The sequence below is a fragment of the Rheinheimera sp. genome, from assembly GCF_030690345.1.
Classification (GTDB): domain Bacteria; phylum Pseudomonadota; class Gammaproteobacteria; order Enterobacterales; family Alteromonadaceae; genus Alishewanella.
Genome location: NZ_JAUYGV010000001.1, coordinates 361,918 through 381,542, shown reverse-complemented (window position 1 = coordinate 381,542; position 19,625 = coordinate 361,918). Strand labels below are relative to the sequence as shown.

General features: G+C 50.3%; 18 protein-coding genes and 1 riboswitch. Of the genes, 8 read left to right on the top strand and 10 right to left on the bottom strand.

The genetic code is table 11. The features are described 5' to 3' along the window. Positions 1–106: 106 nt before the first annotated feature. Positions 107–340, bottom strand: coding sequence for a hypothetical protein (locus Q8O77_RS01735; RefSeq protein ID WP_305551053.1), 234 nt, complete (start codon positions 338–340; stop codon positions 107–109). Between the two features lie 147 nt (positions 341–487). Beyond that, positions 488–3,667, bottom strand: a complete 3,180-nt coding sequence (locus Q8O77_RS01730) for an amidohydrolase family protein (protein WP_305551051.1) — start codon at positions 3,665–3,667, stop codon at positions 488–490. 137 nt (positions 3,668–3,804) lie between these two features. Between Q8O77_RS01730 and Q8O77_RS01725 the strand changes: the two genes are divergently transcribed. The 3 genes from Q8O77_RS01725 to Q8O77_RS01715 all read left to right on the top strand — a co-directional run bounded on the left by Q8O77_RS01725 (position 3,805) and on the right by Q8O77_RS01715 (position 6,221). Then, complete coding sequence (locus Q8O77_RS01725; protein ID WP_371133429.1) at positions 3,805–4,044, top strand: DUF1289 domain-containing protein; 240 nt, start codon at positions 3,805–3,807, stop codon at positions 4,042–4,044. Positions 4,045–4,054: 10 nt separating this feature from the next. Beyond that, a complete protein-coding gene (locus Q8O77_RS01720; RefSeq protein ID WP_305551049.1) occupies positions 4,055–4,597 on the top strand; it encodes an MgtC/SapB family protein in 543 nt (180 codons plus the stop codon). Positions 4,598–4,670: 73 nt separating this feature from the next. Next, positions 4,671–6,221, top strand: coding sequence for a cation:proton antiporter family protein (locus tag Q8O77_RS01715; RefSeq protein ID WP_305551047.1), 1,551 nt, complete (start codon positions 4,671–4,673; stop codon positions 6,219–6,221). A 76-nt stretch (positions 6,222–6,297) separates the two neighbouring features. Here the strand turns inward: Q8O77_RS01715 and Q8O77_RS01710 are convergent, their stop codons facing one another. Next, complete coding sequence (locus tag Q8O77_RS01710) at positions 6,298–6,669, bottom strand: DUF3718 domain-containing protein (RefSeq protein ID WP_305551045.1); 372 nt, start codon at positions 6,667–6,669, stop codon at positions 6,298–6,300. Between the two features lie 120 nt (positions 6,670–6,789). Beyond that, positions 6,790–6,882: riboswitch (cyclic di-GMP riboswitch) on the bottom strand. Positions 6,883–6,966: 84 nt separating this feature from the next. Continuing rightward, positions 6,967–8,472 (bottom strand): glycerol kinase GlpK, encoded by a 1,506-nt coding sequence (gene glpK, locus Q8O77_RS01705; protein WP_305551043.1) that lies wholly within the window; start codon positions 8,470–8,472, stop codon positions 6,967–6,969. A gap of 86 nt (positions 8,473–8,558) precedes the next feature. On the opposite strand from glpK, the gene Q8O77_RS01700 reads away from it, so the two are divergent. Further along, on the top strand, positions 8,559–8,885 hold the full coding sequence (locus Q8O77_RS01700) for a DUF1840 domain-containing protein (RefSeq protein WP_305551042.1): 327 nt from the start codon (positions 8,559–8,561) through the stop codon (positions 8,883–8,885). A 4-nt stretch (positions 8,886–8,889) separates the two neighbouring features. Here Q8O77_RS01700 and Q8O77_RS01695 read toward each other — a convergent pair whose 3' ends face one another. Genes Q8O77_RS01695 through Q8O77_RS01670 form a run of 6 tightly spaced genes read right to left on the bottom strand, consistent with a single transcriptional unit; the run spans position 8,890 to position 16,015 of the window. After that, positions 8,890–10,173 carry a PAS domain-containing sensor histidine kinase gene (locus tag Q8O77_RS01695; protein ID WP_305551041.1) on the bottom strand — a complete coding sequence of 428 codons (1,284 nt, stop codon included), beginning with the start codon at positions 10,171–10,173 and terminating at the stop codon, positions 8,890–8,892. A gap of 22 nt (positions 10,174–10,195) precedes the next feature. Then, positions 10,196–11,521: a sigma-54 dependent transcriptional regulator gene (locus Q8O77_RS01690; protein ID WP_305551040.1), complete on the bottom strand. Its 1,326-nt coding sequence runs from the start codon at positions 11,519–11,521 to the stop codon at positions 10,196–10,198. Between the two features lie 3 nt (positions 11,522–11,524). Next, positions 11,525–12,718 (bottom strand): ABC transporter permease, encoded by a 1,194-nt coding sequence (locus Q8O77_RS01685; RefSeq protein ID WP_305551039.1) that lies wholly within the window; start codon positions 12,716–12,718, stop codon positions 11,525–11,527. Positions 12,719–12,722: 4 nt separating this feature from the next. Then, positions 12,723–14,021, bottom strand: coding sequence for an ABC transporter permease (locus Q8O77_RS01680; protein ID WP_305551038.1), 1,299 nt, complete (start codon positions 14,019–14,021; stop codon positions 12,723–12,725). 9 nt (positions 14,022–14,030) lie between these two features. Further along, positions 14,031–14,729, bottom strand: coding sequence for an ABC transporter ATP-binding protein (locus Q8O77_RS01675; RefSeq protein WP_305551037.1), 699 nt, complete (start codon positions 14,727–14,729; stop codon positions 14,031–14,033). A 17-nt stretch (positions 14,730–14,746) separates the two neighbouring features. After that, positions 14,747–16,015 (bottom strand): efflux RND transporter periplasmic adaptor subunit, encoded by a 1,269-nt coding sequence (locus Q8O77_RS01670; protein ID WP_305551035.1) that lies wholly within the window; start codon positions 16,013–16,015, stop codon positions 14,747–14,749. A gap of 219 nt (positions 16,016–16,234) precedes the next feature. Between Q8O77_RS01670 and Q8O77_RS01665 the strand changes: the two genes are divergently transcribed. From Q8O77_RS01665 to Q8O77_RS01650, 4 genes are all read left to right on the top strand, one after another. After that, entirely contained in the window at positions 16,235–17,173 is a 939-nt protein-coding gene (locus tag Q8O77_RS01665; RefSeq protein ID WP_305551033.1) for a DUF3667 domain-containing protein, read from the top strand. 160 nt (positions 17,174–17,333) lie between these two features. Beyond that, complete coding sequence (locus tag Q8O77_RS01660; RefSeq protein WP_305551032.1) at positions 17,334–17,726, top strand: hypothetical protein; 393 nt, start codon at positions 17,334–17,336, stop codon at positions 17,724–17,726. 135 nt (positions 17,727–17,861) lie between these two features. Further along, positions 17,862–18,632: an ABC transporter ATP-binding protein gene (locus Q8O77_RS01655; protein ID WP_305551031.1), complete on the top strand. Its 771-nt coding sequence runs from the start codon at positions 17,862–17,864 to the stop codon at positions 18,630–18,632. After that, positions 18,626–19,618 (top strand): iron ABC transporter permease, encoded by a 993-nt coding sequence (locus Q8O77_RS01650; RefSeq protein WP_305551030.1) that lies wholly within the window; start codon positions 18,626–18,628, stop codon positions 19,616–19,618. Before Q8O77_RS01655 ends, Q8O77_RS01650 begins: the two co-directional genes overlap by 7 nt. Positions 19,619–19,625: the final 7 nt, after the last annotated feature.

Here is a 19,625-nt window from a genome sequence, read left to right as displayed (position 1 = left end):
AGTCAGTATACCCAATTTATGTTGTTATGCTTTGATATAACTCATAAAAAAGCCCATCAATAAATGGGCCAGGTAAAGTAGAGCTATCTGTTGCAGTTAAAGCTTATTAAGTGCCTGACACTTTACGACAAGTGCGTACTTTTTTATTAGAACCGACAGCTTTTTCATTGCGACATATCAGTTTCTCGTTTGATGCTTCGCCTTGCTTTACTTCTTGCTCTGCTGTTTGTGTTGTCGAAAGTTTAGCTTCAGATGAAGGGGCAGGATCTGCTGAACTAACTTCTGTTGATGCGCATCCCATCAACATAGAAAATATAAAAATAACACTTAAATAACGCACATTAACTCCTTGTTTTTTTTAATTGCTAAATATGGACGATAAAGTAAAGTGCTTTTTGTTTCAATAGCAGAGAAATTAATTTTTATTGTTCCGAAACTAAATATAAGCCCGCCGATGGGGCGGGCTTAAGTTTTGCTCTGCACCTGCTTACCGGGGTTCAAACTCAAATGGCGCGCGTTTACGTTCACGCAGGCCAATTTCATTCATACTGTCGGCATCAAATAAGCGGCCGTTTACCATTGTATGAGTAACACGATCACTGACACGGATATCCTGCAGCGGGTTGCCGTCTATCACAATCAGGTCGGCCAGTTTACCGGCTTCAAGTGAGCCCAGCTGATGGTCCATACCAAAGGTTTTAGCCGGGTTAATGGTGGCCGTTTTCAGTGCTTCCAGCGGGCTCATGCCGCCCTGAGCAAACATCCACATTTCCCAGTGTGCACCTAAACCTTCACGTTGGCCGTGGGCACCGATATTGGCCACAACGCCGGTATCGCTCAGCTCTTTGGCGGTTTTAACTACATTAAAATGATTGTAATGATTATCCGGTGCGGTAGGGCGGCGCATACTGCGGGGTGCCAACTCATCCATTGGTACATAGGTACGCATTTTCGGGTGTTTCCACACTTCGGTTTTGTCGTACCAATAGTTTTCACCCCAGATACCGCCATAAGCTACCACCAGTGTTGGTGTGTAAGCCGTTTCACTGGCTTGCCACAGTTGCTTTATGTCGTCATACACTTTGGCGGCCGGCAGCGCGTGTTCGATGGTGGTATGGCCATCGACTATCATCGTCAGATTATGCTGCATTAACGAGCCGCCTTCGGGTACTACCATCATATTCAACTCGCGCGCAGCCTGAATCACCTGCTGGCGTTGGTTACGTCGCGGTTGGTTGTAGCTTTTTACGCTAAAGGCGCCGGCTTTTTGTAAGCGTTGCAGATGAAATTTGGCATCCTCCAGGCTGTCGATATGTGAAGTGTAACCCGCACCTTCTGCGCCGTATAAAATGGTACCGGTTGAGAAAATACGCGGCCCGGCGATACGGCCGGCCTGCTGCATTTCGCTGGCGGCAAACACTTCCCGCGTATCATTAGACGGGTCGTGGATGGCCGTTACGCCAAACGCCAGTGACGCATAGTTTTGCCAGTTCTGCTGCGGAATAATCTGGCTACTGCCCTGGCTGCCGTGGGCGTGCGCATCAAACAGGCCAGGCATAATGGTTTTGCCACTGATATCAAACACCTTCGCATTGGCGGGTACTGCAACGTCGCCACGTTTGCCTACAGCTTTAATTTTGTTGTTTTCAACCAAAACCACACCGTCCTGAATCACTTCATCGCCGTTCATGGTAATAACCTGACCGCCAACAAAGGCCACACTGCCGCGCGGTATATCAGCCGGAGTACTAAAGCCGAGGTTAACGCCGTTTTTGGCTGCAAAATCGGTTTTTTCGCTAAAGTCGAACAGGCCATCAATGCCGGCATGATAAAGCTCCGGGCCTAAACTCCAGTACAGATGCCGGCTGTCGCCGCTCCAGCTGATGTATTCACCGGCGCGCACAGATAGCTGCTTCACCGGAAATTGCTTGTCAGTGCCGCTGATATCTATCGCACTGCCGCGCTCGGTAAAAGGTGTCACAAACACTTTAAAGCGATCGGCAAAGGCGAGATATTTGCCATCCGGTGACAATTTAAACTCGGTGCCAAATTTGGCGGTATACAGTGTTTGTTGGGTGTGCTTGGTTAAATCAATACGGATAAGGGTAGGGGCTTTGGCATAATCCATCGCATATACCGCATTGTTGCCGGCGCCAAACATCGGTGCGCGGCCGTTACGGCTGATAAGCTCCGGGTTACCGCCTTTACTGCTGATCTTATACAAGCCGGTGTTAAGCGACCATTGGCGTGGCAGTAAACTGCCTCCCGCGGCTTTGCGGTACACCACCGTTTTGCCATCCGGGCTGAATACCGGCTCAACATATTTTCCCGGCTCACTGGTTAGCTTGTTAATGCGGCCATTACGCAGGTTAAGGATATTTACCGCGCCCTGGCTATTATCATTCCAACTGACATACACCAATTCTTTACCATCACGTGAAAACTGTGGGTAGTATTCAAAATCCGTGCTTTGTTTGGTTAAGCGTCGCGGTTTAGGATTGGCGACATCGGTAATATACAAATGGCCTAAGGCGCTAAATACCGCTTGTTTACCATCAGGTGATACATGGACAAAGCGCAGCATTTTAGTATCAAACTGCTCTTTATCGATATCCTGTTTTACCCGCACTGCCGTTTGAATTTGCTTATTGGTGTCGACACTAAACGGCACTGTAGCAATGGCTTTATCTGCCACAGTGAGTTTTTTAATCTCGCCGCCAGCCCAAAACAGCAGAGCTTTATTATCCGGTGTCCAGGCCAGAGTGGGGTAAACACCGTGAATAGCCCAGGTTTCCTGCATATCGCGGTCTAAGCCGTGATATAGCTTGATATGTTCGCCGCTGTGTAAATCATACAAAAATAATGTGCTTTGAAAGTCGACGCGGCGGATATAGGCCAGATATTTACCGTCCGGTGATGGTGTAGGGCGGATAGCACCACCGGCGCCGTCCAGCACTATGTCCCATTTGCCGGTTTCGCGCTCAAAACGTTTTATTTTATAGATGCCACTTTCAGAGTCTTTGCTGTAGTGAAAGGTCTTACCCGGCGTATCATCCTGGGAGAAATAAATGTATTTACCGTCCGGCGAAAATGCCGGCTCGCCTAAATCTTTCTGATCATTTGGCCTTTCGGTCAGCATAATGCCGTTGCCGCCGGTTTTATGATATTGCCAGATTTCACCGGCACCCAATGAGCGACTGGCGGTAAAATGCTTACGGGCGACGATAAACTCGCCATCCGGGCTCCAGGCCGGGCTGTTCAGCAGGCGAAAAGTCTCGTTGGTTACTGCGCGCGGCTCAGTGCCGTCGGCATGCATAATCCAGATATTATCGCCACCGCCTTCATCGCTGGTGTAGGCAATGTATTTGCCATCCGGGCTGAAAGTGGGCTGCATTTGCCAGCCAATGTCCGTTGTCAGTTGAGTGGCTGTGCCGCCGTTCACGGGCATAGTATAAATATCGCCGAGTAAATCAAAGGCAAGGGTTTTGCCGTCCGGGCTTAGCGCCACGTTCATCCAGCTGCCTTGTGATACCTTGATATTCACCGTTTCAAACTGGCCTTGTGGTGCGTTAACGTCCCAGTCGGGGGCTTTTTCAGTAGTGTTGTCCGCCTGCAGGCTAAAACTACCGATGGCCAGTGCAATAAGGCTTGGTTTTAGTAACTTCATCTGATGTTTCCTGTATTTTCTTATGATAGTTGTTATTAGTCAGTGTCAGATTGGCATAAACTGACCGCAGAGTTAAGCTGTTCGCCGCCGGATTGCGTTAAAATTGCGACTTAAACCGATAAAATCAGGAGTTACAGGTGATTGAATCGCCCTGTGTGGCAGCGTGCCGTTTAAATACCGATAAGGTATGCGTGGGCTGTTATCGTCATATAACTGAAATAGTTGACTGGAATCTGCGAAATGATGCAGAAAATGCCGCTATATTACAGAAGGTCGCTCTGCGAAAACAAAATGCAGCAACTGAGCAGGAAGGGCCGACCAGTCCGATAACACAAGCGGAATGGCAAGCGGCAAAAATAGCAGCGCGTTTAGGTTGAAGGATCATTTATGTTGGATTGGCAGTTACTACTGAATATTGAGCCTTTTGCCTGGGCCGAGCTTGGCACTGCGGTGCTGTGTGGTTTTATTATCGGCCTGGAGCGGCAACTGCGTGGCAAGCCGGCTGGCATTCGGACCTCCATTTTAATTGTAATGGGTACTTATGTGTTTATTGCGGCATCTATGTCGGTAAACAGCAGTATGACGGACCCATCGCGTATTATCGGCCAGGTGATAACCGGCGTGGGTTTTCTCGGTGCCGGGGTAATGTTAGCGCGCGATGGTATGGTGCTGGGAGTAACCTCAGCCGCAACTATTTGGGTGCTGGCAGCCGTCGGCGTATGCATCGGTATTGGTGAAGACCTGGTAGCGATCAAACTCTCGGTGCTGGTGGTGTTTGTGCTGGTAGGCATAGATATACTGGAAAACTCATCCTCTGCTATGCGCCGTGGTGTGCACCGTACCTATAATGAATGGCTTACCCGTAGCAACGGCAGTTTGTTTAGCAGGCGTAAAGAAGATAAAGTACAGGATATTGATGATCCACATTAATTACAGTGCGCAAAATAGTGAATAAACTCATAACTCAACACTAACAACTAAACACTAACATTGGGATTTGTGGATGCTTGAAGCTGTCTGGATTGGTTTTGCATTTTCTTTAGGTTTACTGGTTCGTGCCATAGGCTTACCGCCGTTAGTAGGGTATTTGTTGGCGGGCTTTGTTATTTCGGCTACTGCTTCAGACCTTAACTTGCCGGCAGAAGGGCCATCGATAATTCATCATGTTGCCCATTTGGGCGTGTTACTGCTGTTGTTTACAGTTGGCTTGAAGTTAAATGTACGTAGTCTGGCCAAGCCTGAAGTATTGGGCGGCAGTACTTTGCATTTTGCCTTGTCGATTATTCTTACCTTACCTGCGTTATTGTTTATTTTTGACGTTAGTTGGTATCAGGCATTGATGCTGGCAGTGGCGCTGGCGTTTTCCAGCACGGTGTTGGCGGCTAAAGTACTTGAAGGCAAACGCGAGATCCGCGCCTTTCATGGCCGGGTCGCCATAGGTATTCTGATTGTGCAGGACTTATTAGCACTGCTGGTAATGAGCCTGGCCAATGGCACTACGCCATCACCCTGGGCACTGCTGGTGTTTGGTTTGCCATTGTTACGGCCCTTGTTATACAAATTGCTTGATGCCAGCGGCCATGAAGACTTACTGATTTTGTTTGGTTTAATGCTGGCATTGGTAATAGGCGGCCAGGGCTTTGAGCTGGTGGGGCTAAGTTCTGAGTTAGGTGCATTGGTGTTTGGTGCCTTATTAGCTAAACATGCCAGGGCCGGCGAGCTGTCTAAATCGTTGTGGAGTATTAAAGAGTTTTTTCTGGTTGGTTTTTTTCTGCAAATTGGTATAGATGGCCTGCCAGATGCTAATGCCTGGTTGTTTGCCGGTGTAATGTCGTTGTTGTTACCGGTAAAAGCAATATTGTTTTTCTTGTTATTAATCCTGTTTAAACTGCGGGCGCGCAGTGCTTTCTTAACCAGTATCAGCCTGACTAACTACAGCGAATTTGGTCTGATTGTTGCCAGTGTAGTATTGCCTGAGTGGCTTATTCCGTTGGCATTAACGGTGGCAATTTCCTTTGTTATTTCTGCACCGCTGAACCGGCTGGCACATCCGCTGTATGACAAACTGTGTAACAGGTTGCTTAAATTTGAGCGCAATATCCATCACCCGGATGAACAGCCGGTATCATTGGGTGAAGCAGAAGTGTTGATTATGGGTATGGGCCGCACCGGCAGCGCCGCTTACAATTATCTGAAAAACAGCCGTAATATCATTGCCATGGATTCAGATCCGGCTAAAGTGGCAGAGCATCAGAAAAAAGGTATTAATATTTTCTATGCTGATGCCGAAGATCAGGTGTTTTGGCAAGGCCTGGACTTTGGCAAGGTTGAAGCGGTGATCCTCAGTATGAATGACGTGGAAGCCAAGATGATAGCGGCGAAAAAGCTGCGCAATGCCGGTTTTAGCGGCTTTATTGTGTCGCACAGTATGCATGATGATGAAGCGCGCGACATTATTGCGGCCGGTGCCGATCAAACCTACTTAACCATGTCTGAGGCCGGTGTGGGTATTGCCGAGCACGTTAAACAACATTGCTTTGCGATAAAAGTATAAAACCGGCGGTAAGCTGTAGCGGGCGACAGCATCAAAAAAGGCGCCACAAAGGCGCCTTTTTCACAGAATAAGGTAATTAGCTGGCGCTACGCTCTTTGATTGCAGCGATGATTGGCGAAGCAGCAAAACCGTTGCTGGTAGCCCATTCGATGTCGCCTGAAGCGGCAACCTGGCTGCCCGGTAACTGGCTGATGATAAAGCCGGCGGCATCTGCAGCATTGTGTTTGATCGCGTGGCGAACCAGTGGTAAACCGTCACATACAATACCGTCATATACGTTACGCAGACGTAAGCGGTTGTCAGACAGGGTTTTACGCAGGTTGTTTTTGCTGTCGGCTGCTACATATGAACAAATAGACAAGGCTAATTGATCATTAGCGGCAACAGGAGCGCTGATAAATGAAGTGGCGGCAATAACAGTAGCTAAAGTGATTAATTTTGCTTTCATATTCGAGCTCCAAAATGTGAGTTAAGTAACAATCATTAATGCAACAGTAGTTGCAGAACACGAAAGGACATAAGGCATGTCGTTTAACTCTGACAGAGCAGAATAAACATCGCACTTAGCGACGGCAGCCCAGCTATCGTAGATGCCTTGCGGCAACCCTTAGACCTGAAGCTTTGCGTGTACACCCTTTCGGGAGACTTGCCTTTCGAGCGAGCGCATTCTAATTAACGCTCGTTTTTTATGCAAGCTTAATTTACGCTGAATTGAAACTTTTTTTAAATCTTATGCTTAGGCCAGTCACTGTTGTTGCACTATGTCCATATCCAACGCCATTAACGCAGCGGTTGCACGTTGCCAGCGTTGATATAGTGCATCGGCCAGCGGCGGTGCCAGCTCCGGTTGCAACTGCCAATCACTGCGCCAAATATTATTAATCTCTGCCAGGCTGCTGACATAACCCAATTGTAATGCCACTAAAAAAGCCGCACCCAGCGCAGTGGCATCGGTAGTGTGGCAGCGTGCTATTGGTATTTGGCACAAATCGGCCAGTGCTTGTAAAAACCAGCGGTTGGCTGTCATGCCGCCGTCGACCCGCAAACAGCTGACATTAATGCCATCCTGTCGCATGCCGCTGAGTAAATCACGGCTTTGATACGCTACACTGCGCAGCGCGGCGGCGGCTATTTGCGCACGGCCGCTGTCGCGGGTCATGCCAAACAGCGCGGCTTTTACCTGTGGCTGCCAATGTGGTGTACCAAGCCCGGTAAAGGCGGGGATCAACAACTCGGTTTGCTGATAATCAATACCGGCTGCCAGGGCCTCGGTATCGCTGGCCTGACGGATAATACCCAGCTTATCGCGCAGCCATTGCACTGTTGCGCCAGCCATAAAAATGCTGCCTTCGAGCGCATAAGTAGTATTGCCGTTTAAGCGCCATGCCACTGTGCTAAGCAGTTTATGTTTGCTGTGCAGCACCTTACTGCCGGTATTGACCACGGCAAAACAGCCGGTGCCATAAGTACTTTTACTCATGCCGGGGTTAATACAGGCCTGGCCTAATAACGCTGCCTGTTGATCGCCTATCATGCTTAGCAGCGGCACCGCCGCGCCAAACACCGCTTTGTCAGTCAAACCAAACTCTGTTGCGTTATCCAGCACGTGCGGCAGCACAGCGGCGGGAATATTGAACATTTGCAGCAGTTCTTCATCCCACTGTTGGCGATGAATATTAAACAGCATGGTGCGGCTGGCATTGCTGGCATCGGTGGCATGCACTTTGCCGCCGCTCAGTTGCCACAACAGATAACAATCAATGGTACCAAAACACAGCTCGCCGGCGTTGGCGTCCTGTCTTGCACCTGCCACGTTGTCGAGTAACCAGCACAGCTTAGTGACAGAAAAATACGGATCGGCCACTAAACCGGTTTTTTGTTGCAACATGGGCTCCAGACCCGACTCTTTCAGCTGCTGACATTGCGCTGCTGTGCGTCTGTCCTGCCATACAATCGCCGGATACAGCACTTTGCCTGTGGTTTTATGCCATAGCAGTGTGGTTTCACGTTGGTTCGTAATACCGATACCGGCGATATCTGCCGGTTTCAGTTTGGCTTGCTGTAATGCGCGGCTGATACTGGCAGTAACACTCTGCCAAATCTGTGCCGCGTTTTGCTCTACCCAGCCGGATTGCGGGTAGCTCAGTGGCAGTTCCTGTTGGGCGCAAGCAACGGCCTGCAGGACCGGATTATAGATAATGGCGCGGCTTGAGGTAGTACCTTGATCAATAGCGAGTATATATTTTGACATGGCATGAGCTTTTAGCGTTATGCTTAAGTTATTGTTTAGCCTGGCAGCAAACGCTGGCAGTGTCTACGCCCAATAGTGGAGTCTGTATGATAGTTACCTTCAAATCCAAAGCCAGCGGTGATTTAATTTACTTTAAAGATGCCGCGCTGAAATTACTGCAATTGATGGGGCGGGACGACAAAGTGCCCTCAGCACTTTACGCTGACGATGTTGGCGCAGCCCTGGCGCAATTGCAGCAAGGTTTAGCCGCTATTGCTGAAACCGAACGGGCTAAAGCTGAGCAAACAGAAGCAGAAATTGCTGATAAACCAAATGGCGGTAAAGGTCATGTTAGTTTGAATGTGCGTGCTGTGCCGTTGATTGAAATGCTGCAAAAAGCACAAAAGAAACACAGCCCGGTGCAGTGGGAATAAGTAATCAGATGTTGGTGCTGTGTGCGGGCAATATCAGCATGACCTGCAGCCCGGGTGGTTGATTACGCAAACTGATACTGCCGCCATGCGCTTCAATAATATCGCGGCACAAGCTGAGCCCTATACCCGAGCCGCCGGCTTTACTGGTGTAAAACGGTACCAATGCATGCTGCAATTGCTCGTTACTCATCCCGCCGCCGCCATCTTGTAACGTGATCGTCAATTGTTGCGGGCTTTCACAAAACTGTAAAGTAATAAGCTCTGCTGCAGAGCCCGACTCATGGGCATTTTTCAGCAGATTGAGCAGCAACTGCTGCAGTTGTTGGCTGTCGGCCTGCCAGGGTAATTGTGGCAATGCACCGTTAAGTTCAAACCTGTACAGATCCTCTAACTGATTAATCAGCCTCGGCCAGTTAACTGTGCTCAGGCTGGGACGTGGCAATTTGGCAAACTGAATATAGGCCTGCACAAACTGGTTAAGCTCCCGGCTGCGCTCGCTCAGCGTACTGAACAGGCCGGCCAGTTCACTTTGTTGCAGTTGCAGGGCGCGTTGCTCGCCGGAAAATGCCAGTGATGACAGTGGCGCCAGGGTATTATTTAATTCATGGCCAATCACCCGCAACAGCTTTTTCCAGGCTGTCAGCTCTTCACGCTGAATTTCACGCGTCATCGGTTTTAATAAATACAGCCGGTGCTGTTTTTGGTTTAACTGAAACCGGCTTAGTGACAAGTGCCAGATACTGCTATCCGGCAGATGGAGTAAGCCTTGCTGTTGTGCAGCAATGGCCTGTGCCAGCGTGGGTAAGGCAGTGACTATGCTTTGCAGTTTGCTGCCGTCAAAAGCCTTGCCGTGGTTCAATAGTTGCCGTGCTACCGGGTTACTCATCAGTATGGTGTCGTTGTCGTCGGTTAGCAGCAGGGCGGTGGGGCTGCTTTGCAGTACGGTGTCCAGTAGCAGCTCGCGCTGATATAAGCTGGCGCGTTCGCTGCGCAGTTGTGCTGACATACTGTTTAAACTATCAGCCAACGCTTTGAGCTCATTCACTTTTAACTGATTAGCGCTGGTATTAAAACTGCCGTCCTGCAAATTTTGTGCATGCAGATTCAGCGCCTGTATTTCTGTTGTCAGCGGTTTGAGCGCCCACTGCAATAACATGGCAAGCACAATGCCGGCGCAGCAGATGGCCAAAGTCAGCAGATTACCGGGGCTTGCCACAATAAGTTGTACTGTCAGGGCAATCAGCGTCAGCAGCAGGCACAGCAGGTTTAACCGACTTTGACTGCTCATTTTGCCTAACGTAAAGCGGCTGTCAGGGCGCATCAATGCCGTAATACTCCATGCGCCGGTACAGAGCCTGGCGGCTGATACCTAATTGTTTTGCCGCCCTGGATATTACGCCACCGGCCTGCAGCAAGGCTTGTTGTAACTGCTCGCGGTCGATATCATCCAACACCCGTTTGCCGCTGATCACGGTATCGGGCAGGCCCAGATCTGCGCTTTGTATTTCACTGTTACTGCTTAGCAGCAGTGCGCGCTGACACACATTTTGCAACTCGCGCACATTACCCGGCCAGCGGTAATTGGCTAACAACTGTTCTGCTGCTGCACTGAGGGCTTTTTTACCGGCAAGAAAATAGCGCGCCAGTGGCAGAATATCATCCGGCCGCTGCGCCAAAGCCGGCAGTGCCAACTGCACCACATTGATGCGGTAGTACAGATCCTGGCGAAAATCGCCGCGGTGTATTGCTGCAGTTAAGTCACTGTTGGTGGCGCTTATCAGCCGTACATCGACTTTGCGCGTAGTGCTTGAACCCAGGCGTTCAAATTCGCCGGTTTGCAGCACGCGCAGCAGCTTGGCCTGGCCGGCCAGCGACAAATTACCGATTTCATCTAAAAACACACTGCCGCCGTCAGCCGCTTCAAAGCGGCCAATGCGGGTTTTGCCGGCACCACTGTAAGCGCCGGCTTCGGCGCCAAACAATTCAGCTTCCATTAAATCGGCCGGCAGGGCGCCCATGTTTACTTTAATAAAGGGTTTATTTTTACGCGGCGAGTTGGCATGCAGCACATTGGCAATGCCTTCTTTACCGGCGCCATTGGGGCCGGTGATTAATACCGCCGCCGCGGATGGTGCCAATTGCAGCGTCATCTGTAGCAGCTGCTGCATTTGGCTGCTGGCAAATACCAGGTTACACAAGTCTTTGCCGGCAAACGCCGCATTACGTTCTTGTTCTGCACGCTGCTGCTGTTCACTCAGTTGCTTAAGCTTTAATGCATTAGCCACGGTGAGCAGCAAGCGCTGGTCGTCCCAGGGTTTGGCAATGTAGTCTGTAGCGCCGGCTTTTACCAGCTCTACCACCATCTCAAGTTGGGTCCAGGCTGTCATCAGTACAATGGGGATCGCGGGGTATTGCCCTCGCACCCGGTAAAACAGGGTTTGGCCCTGAGAGCCCTGCATTTGTCCGGCACTGAAATTCATATCCTGCAATATCAAATCAATATTATGCTGGCTTAGCAACTGCCACGCCTGCTCAGGCGAGTTGGCGCACAACACCTGATAACCCTGCAACGCAAACAGCGTTTGCAGGGCCTGACAGATTGGCTGGTTGTCATCAATTACCAATAATTTCAGCATAGTTTATAAGGTTTTAGTAGCGGTAGCCGGCGACACCCGGGTGGCAATAGCCGCAGGATACCATGTTGCTACCGTGACACAAAGCAGCAAAATTGCGCAGGCAGCCAGCGGTAACCACCAGCTCAGCGCCGGTATACTGATCACTTGCGACAGCAGCTTATTCAGCAGCAAGGCGCAGCCAACACCGGCCATGGCACCCAGCACAGTGGTTAACCAGTTTTCGCTTAGCAGCTCATTAAAAATGCGGCTTTTGCTGGCACCCAGCGCGCGTTTGATACCAATTTCCTGCTGGTGTTTCAGCGTGTGGAAATAGGCGCTGCTGTAGCTGGAGATCATACTGACCAGCAGCATCAGTGCACTGAGTAAACTCAGCAGGCTGGCTAAGCCGAACTCATTGCTGTACAGGCGTTGTTGCTGCTCGGCCAACGTGCGGATGTAGAAGATCTCAATATTACTGTCTACCTGTTGCAGTACCTGAGGCAAAGCCTGACGAACCTTTCCGGTACTATCCGGTGTAGTGCGTAGCAGCAGGCTGTAGCCCCAGTCAACGCCATACAGCGGGGCTACCTGAATAGAGTTATAGTTGACGGTACCGGCACTGCGCTGGCCATAAAAGTCTGCTACGACGGCCGCAACCGGGCCACGGTTAACCGTTCTGCCTGCCGCCGGTGTGCCATCAAATACCTTATCCGCCAGACTTTTGGTAATAACCACCGGTGAGGGCGCTGAACCGTCTACTGCAATTTCGCTTTGTGGCAGTTCACCGGCCAGCAACGGCAGTTGCAGGACAGAGAAAAAATCGGCGGATACGGTGTATAACGGCACGCCATTGGCCTTGCTAAGCTCTTCGCGATCGGGGTCATGCACATTGCCATTATTGCCGCCTTGCAGCAAGGGGCCCTGATTACTGTATGCTACCGCTTCAACGCCAGGTATAGCGCGCACTGCTGCCATCTGACGCATCAGTAAATCGCCCAGTGCCGGGTATTGCCGTAAGGCGTTTGTCGTCGGTTTAAGTTGTACCTGCAGCGTTTGCTGTAGCGGCAGGCCGGTAGGTTGTTGCAGCTGATGCCGGGTTTGCTGGGCCAGCAGTATGCTGTTAAGCAGCAGCGCAAATGTCATGGCAAGTTGTATCAGCAACAGCGCTGTGACGACTTTGCGTCTTTGCAGTGATTTAAACAGTAAATGTAGCGGCATCAGCTTACTCCTTAAGTTGTTTATTCAGTGAGCCAAAAGAGGCGCGTAATGACGGGTACAGGGTAACCAGATAACTGCAGATTAAGGTTAACGCCGCCAGCACCAGCATCAGCTGCAGATCCCAGCTGGCAAACAAGCGGTTGGATGGCCACAGATAGTTCATCAGATTGATACTGCCATAAGCGATAACTGCCGCGCCGCCCAGCGTAAAAGCGCTCATCATGCTCATATCTACCAACAACTGCAGCTGGAGCTGGCTGCGTTTGGCGCCAAGGGCACGGCGCAGGCTGAATTCATACTGATTACTCAGATAGCGGTTTAACGATAAGTGACTGGCATTGAAGATACATACCAGCAAGAACAACAAGGTTACGATGGCAAAGGCTTTGATATCGCCGGACTCACCACCAAAATAGCGGATAATGTCGCGCATCATCACCAGTTGGTTAGCCTCTGCGCTGGGGTGGCGTCCTGCTGCTTTTTCATCGGCAACCAGGTTTGCCATAAACTGACGGTAGGCTTGCTGCTGTGCCGGCGTATCCAGTTGCACCCAGTACTGCAGCTGATGTATCGCTTTGGTCCGGCCATCGGTGGCTAACTTACGGTAGTCAGCATCATCGAAGGTGGATGAGTTGCGGTTAGATAAATAGTTGTAGTCATAACCGCTTTCCAGTGGCAGATAAATATCTTCAGCGGCGTTTAGGTAGTTGCGGCCAAAAGCATCATAGAGTTTTGGCAGCATTTGCCACTCGTCCAGCACGCCAATTACGGTAAACAGGCGGTCATCCAACAATAATTGCTGCCCGGTTACGTCGCTGCGACCGAATATTTTCTCTGCGCTGGCTTTGCTGAGCAGCAGCTCGTCCCGCGCCTGATCATCCGCCCAGACACTGCCGTGCAGCAGCGGTACGTCAAACATAGTGAAAAAGTCGCGTTGGGTAATGCGGATATTCACCGGCGTCGGCGGTTGCGTTGCATGCTGGCGCAGGTAGCCATCGGCGCTGTACATGGCTGCTTTGGCTGACGGAATATCGCTGGCAGCCAGCTTGGCAACATTGCTATAGCTCAGTACAGACGGCGGCTTGCAATCACTGCACTGATAAGGCACCAGCATCATCATGGGAAAGAACAATTTATCGCTTTTATCCGGTAACGGGTCACTGTTCATCCGGTAATAGAAGGTAGCATTGCTGAAAAACACGCCCAGTCCCAGACTTAAGATCAGCACTGTCAGCATATAAGGCAGTGGCGCACGTTTAACGCTGAACCAGCTCACTTTAAGGTAGTAAAATAACTGTTCCATGGGGCTTCCTTACGCAGTTTGCCGGGTCAGTGGGTCGTACAGGGTTGAGTCGTGTAACTGACCATCGATGATCTGAATATGCCGCCCGGCGCGGCGCGCCTGATCGGGGTCATGCGTTACCATTAAAATGGTGCAGCCTTGCTGGTTTATCTGCTCCAACAGCTCCATCACCTGGCGTGCCATTAACGAGTCAAGGTTGCCGGTAGGTTCATCGGCCAGCAAAATGCGCGGCTGGCCGGCAATGGCGCGGGCAATAGCGACCCGTTGTTGCTGGCCGCCGGATAATTGCCCCGGCAAGTAATCGCGCCGTGCATGCAGACCTACCAGCTCCAAAGCGTGCTCAATACGTTGTTTACGCTCGCTGGCCTTTAAACCGCGATAGCGCAGTGGCAGTTCGATATTGTCATAGATGCTGAAGTCTTTGATTAAGTTAAAGCTCTGAAAAATAAAACCTATCTTTTCATTGCGTAATTTCGACAGGGCCGCATCAGACAAACCTTTTACCGATATGCCATCGAGCAGATAGTCGCCGGCGTCAAAGTTTTCCAGGGTACCGAGAATATTCAGCAGCGTTGATTTACCTGAGCCGGATGGCCCGGTAAGGGCAGCAAATTCGCCTTCATTTACCTGCAGGTTAATGTCGCGCAGCGCATGGGTTTCAATTAACTCGGTGCGAAAAATTTTGCTTAAATTAGTTAGCGTTATCATAAAGGTATCCTTGCTTATTAGTTCAGGTTAACCCGGCTTTGCTCTTCAAAGTCGGCTAAATTTGAAATAACCCATTGCTCGCCCTCGGTGGCACCGCTGAGTATTTCTACCCATTGCACCGACAGGGCGCCCAACTCGATATTTTTGCGCAGCGCCTTATTGTCCAACACCTGATAAGCCTGACGGCCACCGCCGGAGCTGACAAAATCACCACGGGCAATTTTCAGCACATTTTCTTTGTGCTCCAGAATAACGCGGGCAGTTAAACGTTGGCTTTGCCGTAATTGCGTGCTGTCAACCTGGCTAAAACGTACCCGGGCACTAACCTGGTTGTTGCGCACTTCCGGTGCGATATAACTGATAGCACCGCTTAACAGCTGATTACCGAGGTTGATATCGACCTGCTGGCCCGGCAGTAAATCGCGGGCATAGCTTTCCGGCACCGCCAGCTCTGCTTCGTATTGGCTTAAATCAATAACGGTCAGTAATGCCTGGCCGGGTAATACATGGCTTTGTTGCTCCACCAGCCATGTACCTAATTGCCCGGTTACCGGCGCAGTGATATTCAGTGCCGTGACTTTGCGCTGCAGTTCATCTACCACCAGTTGCTGGCGGTGAATATCTTGCGCTCGTGAGCTTTGTTCAAAGCTAAGCTTATCTTTGGCCAGCTCTACCTTACGTTTGGCATGATCAAATTCCAGTTCGGCTTTGGTCAGGTTGTCTGTGGCGATATCAAAATCCAGTTTACGGATCACGCCAAGTTCAATCGACTGAGTAGCGCGCTGCAACTCGCGCCGCGCAGCCAGTAAGTTAACCTGAGCAGCGTTCATTACCTGCTCCATATCCAATTGTTGCTCACGGGCGTTCAGGGCGGCGCGTTCAGCTTCACTTTGCATGCCGGCCAGCACGGCCTGTTGCTGTTGTAAATCATTTTGCAAGGTTGGGCTGGTGATGGTGGCCAGCAAGTCGCCCAGGGTTACCGCTTCGCCCGGTTGTTTAAATAACTGCACCTGGCCGGTTTCCTGGCTGTACAAAGTAGGGGCATTAGCCGCGACTATCCTGCCTTGTACCGCGATATCGCGTACCAGATCACCGCGCTGTACGGTGGCAAACTGCATTTGATTGCGCGGCAGCACTAAGCTGGCACTTTCACCGACGGACTGAAAAAACGCCACTGCCAACAGTACTATGCCGGCGCTGATAACGGCGGCGGGCAAAAAACGCCGTAGCTGCGTTTTCGCCGGTCGCTGAATAATATTGTCCTGTTGCGTTGTACCCTGGATCATTGTTCTGCTTGTCCTTATCTGTTTTCAATGCTGTGATAAAGCAGCTTTGGTGCCAACTTTTAAGTTATTGATTTTACGCTTCTTTATGTTTATTTGGCTACTTTTGGCACTGTCCGCGGACAGTTACAGTGTCCGCCGGCACTTAGCGGACAACAGTTGCTAAAACAATTGCTTAACGTAGAATCAGCATGGAGAAAAACAATAAAGTGTGAGATGTAGATGGATACTGCAGTGCAGCAATATTGCGACAATTGCCACACCAGCTTACAGGGTGATTTTTGTCATCAGTGTGGTCAGGAAAAGAAGAGCTATATCCGTAATGTCAGCGGGGTGGTGAGTGAGTTTTTCGGCGAATTCAGTAATTGGGATGCCAGAGTTTGGCGTACGTTGTTACCGCTTTGGTTCCGGCCGGGTTATTTAAGCAGCCGCTATGTGCAGGGCCATCGTGTCCCTTATGTGCCGCCACTGCGGTTGTATTTATTTACCTCGATTATCGCCTTTCTGATCTTTGCCAAACTATTGCCTGACACCCCGGTGAATATAACATCGCCGGAGCGCACAGCGCTGCAGCAGACAGAAGACATTGAGCAGGGGCGAAAAATCTTGTCAGAGGTAATGGCAGAGGTGAAGCACGATCTGCAGCAAGATCAGCAGCAAACGCCGTTCGACAGCAGAATATCCTTTTTGTCTGACGATGCTCAGCAGCAGTTTGACACCAAACTAGCCGCTATCATTGCCAACCCGAAGCTGGCGATAAATAAGTTTTTCAGCCTGGCGCCGCAAATGATGTTTCTGCTGCTGCCGCTGTTTGCGCTGTTGCTTAAGCTGTTGTATATCCGCTCAGAGCGTTACTTTATGGAACACTTAATTGTAGCGTTGCACAGCCACAGCTTTATTCTGCAAATGTCGGTGTTTTATCTGGCGTTGTCGTTACTGCCGGCTCATATCAGCTGGCCCTGGTTGGCAACAGCAGTCAGCCATTTGGCGGAGCTGGCGTTTATATGGATGCCGCTGTATTTATTATTATGCCAAAAGTTTTACTACCGCCAAAGCTGGGGCAAAACCCTGGTTAAATTTTGGCTAACCAGCTCGTTGTATATGGTATTGGCGATGTCTGCTGTGATGGGCTTAATTGTGCTTAGTATATTGTGGGCCTGAACGGCTTTTTGTTGCCATGCATAGTATGGCGTACAGAAAACCAGCAGGCAGATAACATAATGATGTAGTAAGGCCGGTTATTTTGGCCTGTTAACATTGCAAAACCAGTGCTTTCTGGTTAGATTGATTAACAACGCAAGTGAACCAACAGGAAGTCACAATGAAAAAATGGGCAAGTGCAGTGATCGCTGCAGCAGTGTTTTCAACCTCCGCTGCTGCCGATACACAAGATTATAAATTGGTAACCGTGGCCGGTTATCTTAACTTTTATTTACTCAATCTTAATGCCTGCGAAGATTTTCATCCGACAGTTCGTGCTGCAGCTTATGATGCTGAAAAAACCTTGTATCCGTATCTGGATAAGTTACACAGCAAGATGGGCGGTGTTGATGGCGCCAACCAAAAAATGGTAGCGGACATTGTGATGAAACGCCGCAATATGCTCAATAGCCAAATTGCTGAAGGCGATTTCACTATTGAACACTGCCAGGCTATTGTGAAGATCCTGAAAGAAGACGGGCTGGATAAAACCTTAGTCAGTGCCTTAGATTAATAGTGCGGTTTTAGCAGCGAAAATGCCGGCTTAATGCCGGCGTTTTTCATTTTGCGGCGCGAAATCTTTTTCTGTTACACTAAGTCCGCTTTGGTGCGGGTGCATACCCGCTGCTGCTTTGGTCAGGAGTGGGTTTTGCTGAAACTTTCAGCTGTGTCATTACAGCTTGGTACACAAGCTGTACTGCACAACATTAATTTTTCCCAACAGCAGGGTGAGTTTATTGGCATTATCGGCCCTAATGGTGCCGGTAAGAGTTCGCTATTGCGCCTGATCCAACGTGAGTTGACAGCTGACAGTGGCGATATACTGCTGCGCCAGCGGCCGTTGCCACTCTATAGCAACCGCGAACTGGCCAAAACCCTGGCCGTGGTCAGCCAAACTACACCGCCATTGTTTGCATTAACGGTAGAGCAAGTTGCTACCATGGGGCTGTTGCCACATAAAAGCTGGTTTGAGCTGAGCAACAGCCATGACAAACACCAGGTGCAGTTAGCGCTGCAAAAAGTGGGGTTAACCGACAAAGCACAGCAGTTGACTGACACCTTATCCGGTGGTGAATTGCAACGGCTGTATATCGCCCGCGCCCTGGTGCAGCAGCCGGCGTTATTGTTGCTGGACGAGCCGACCAATCATTTAGATGTACAGTATCAACACCAGGTATTACAACTGGCCCGCAGTTTAGCCATTCCGGTACTGGCTTGTTTACACGATTTAAATCTGGCCGCGCTGTATTGCGACAAAATTTTGCTGTTACATCAAGGCCGGCAATGTGCTTTTGGCAGCCCGGCGCAGGTATTGCAACCGGCATTGTTGCAAGCGGTGTTTGGTTTGCCCTGTGAAGTCAGTATGCAAAGCCGTTTGCAGAAGTTACAGGTGACTTTTATGCCGGAGCCGGTATGTTAAAGCGGCATTACACCCTGGCAATGTCATTGACCGTGTTGTTACTGCTTATCAGTATGTTGCTGAGCCTGAGCTTTGGCAGCGCCGCAATAAGCATCAGCGACATCATAAAGGTGTTGAGTGGGCAGGTGCCGCAGTCTGCACTGGCAGAGACCATTATCTGGCAAATCCGCCTGCCACGCCTGCTCTGTGGCGTCTTGGTTGGCGCCGGGCTGGCCATCAGCGGCGCTATTTTGCAAAATGCCAGCCGTAATCCGCTGGCCGATCCTTACCTATTTGGTTTGATGGCCGGGGCCGGGCTGGGTGCAACCTTAGTCAGCGTGATCTTGCCGCCACAGCTGGTGAGTGTGGCGCTGGGGGCATTTTGCGGTTCTTTATTTGCGGTCGCTTTGGTGTTTGCTGTCTGTGCCGGGCAAAACTGGCGCAAGATAGAAATTACCCTGTTGGCTGGGGTGGCCGTGTCTTTTATGCTCAGTGCCATCAGCAGCTTTATCTTGTATTTTGCTGAGCCTTTCGCCGCGAACCGGGTAATTTTCTGGTTAATGGGCAGTTTAAGCCCAAGCAATTGGCACAGCGTTATGTTGCTGGCGCCGGTTACGCTGTTAGTGTTGCTGCTGGCATTGGCATTGCGCAGGCAGTTGGATGCGTTATTGCTCAGTGATGACAGCGCCCGCACCTTAGGCGTAAATACACGGCGTTTGCGCCTGGTGTTATTGCTGGCAACAGCTTTGTTAACGGCTTGCATTGTATCGCAATGCGGCGGCATTGCTTTTGTTGGTTTAATGATCCCGCATATAGTGCGGCATTTTTTCGGCGTAACCTCGGTGCGGTTGTTATTGGGATCTGCAGTGGTCGGGGCGCTATTTTTAATCTGGGTAGATAACCTGGCCCGTACAGTATTGCCACAACAGGAAATACCGCTGGGGGTGATTACGTCACTGGCCGGCAGTGTGTTTTTTCTTCTCATTATGCGCCGGCAACGGCTATAGCGGTAGT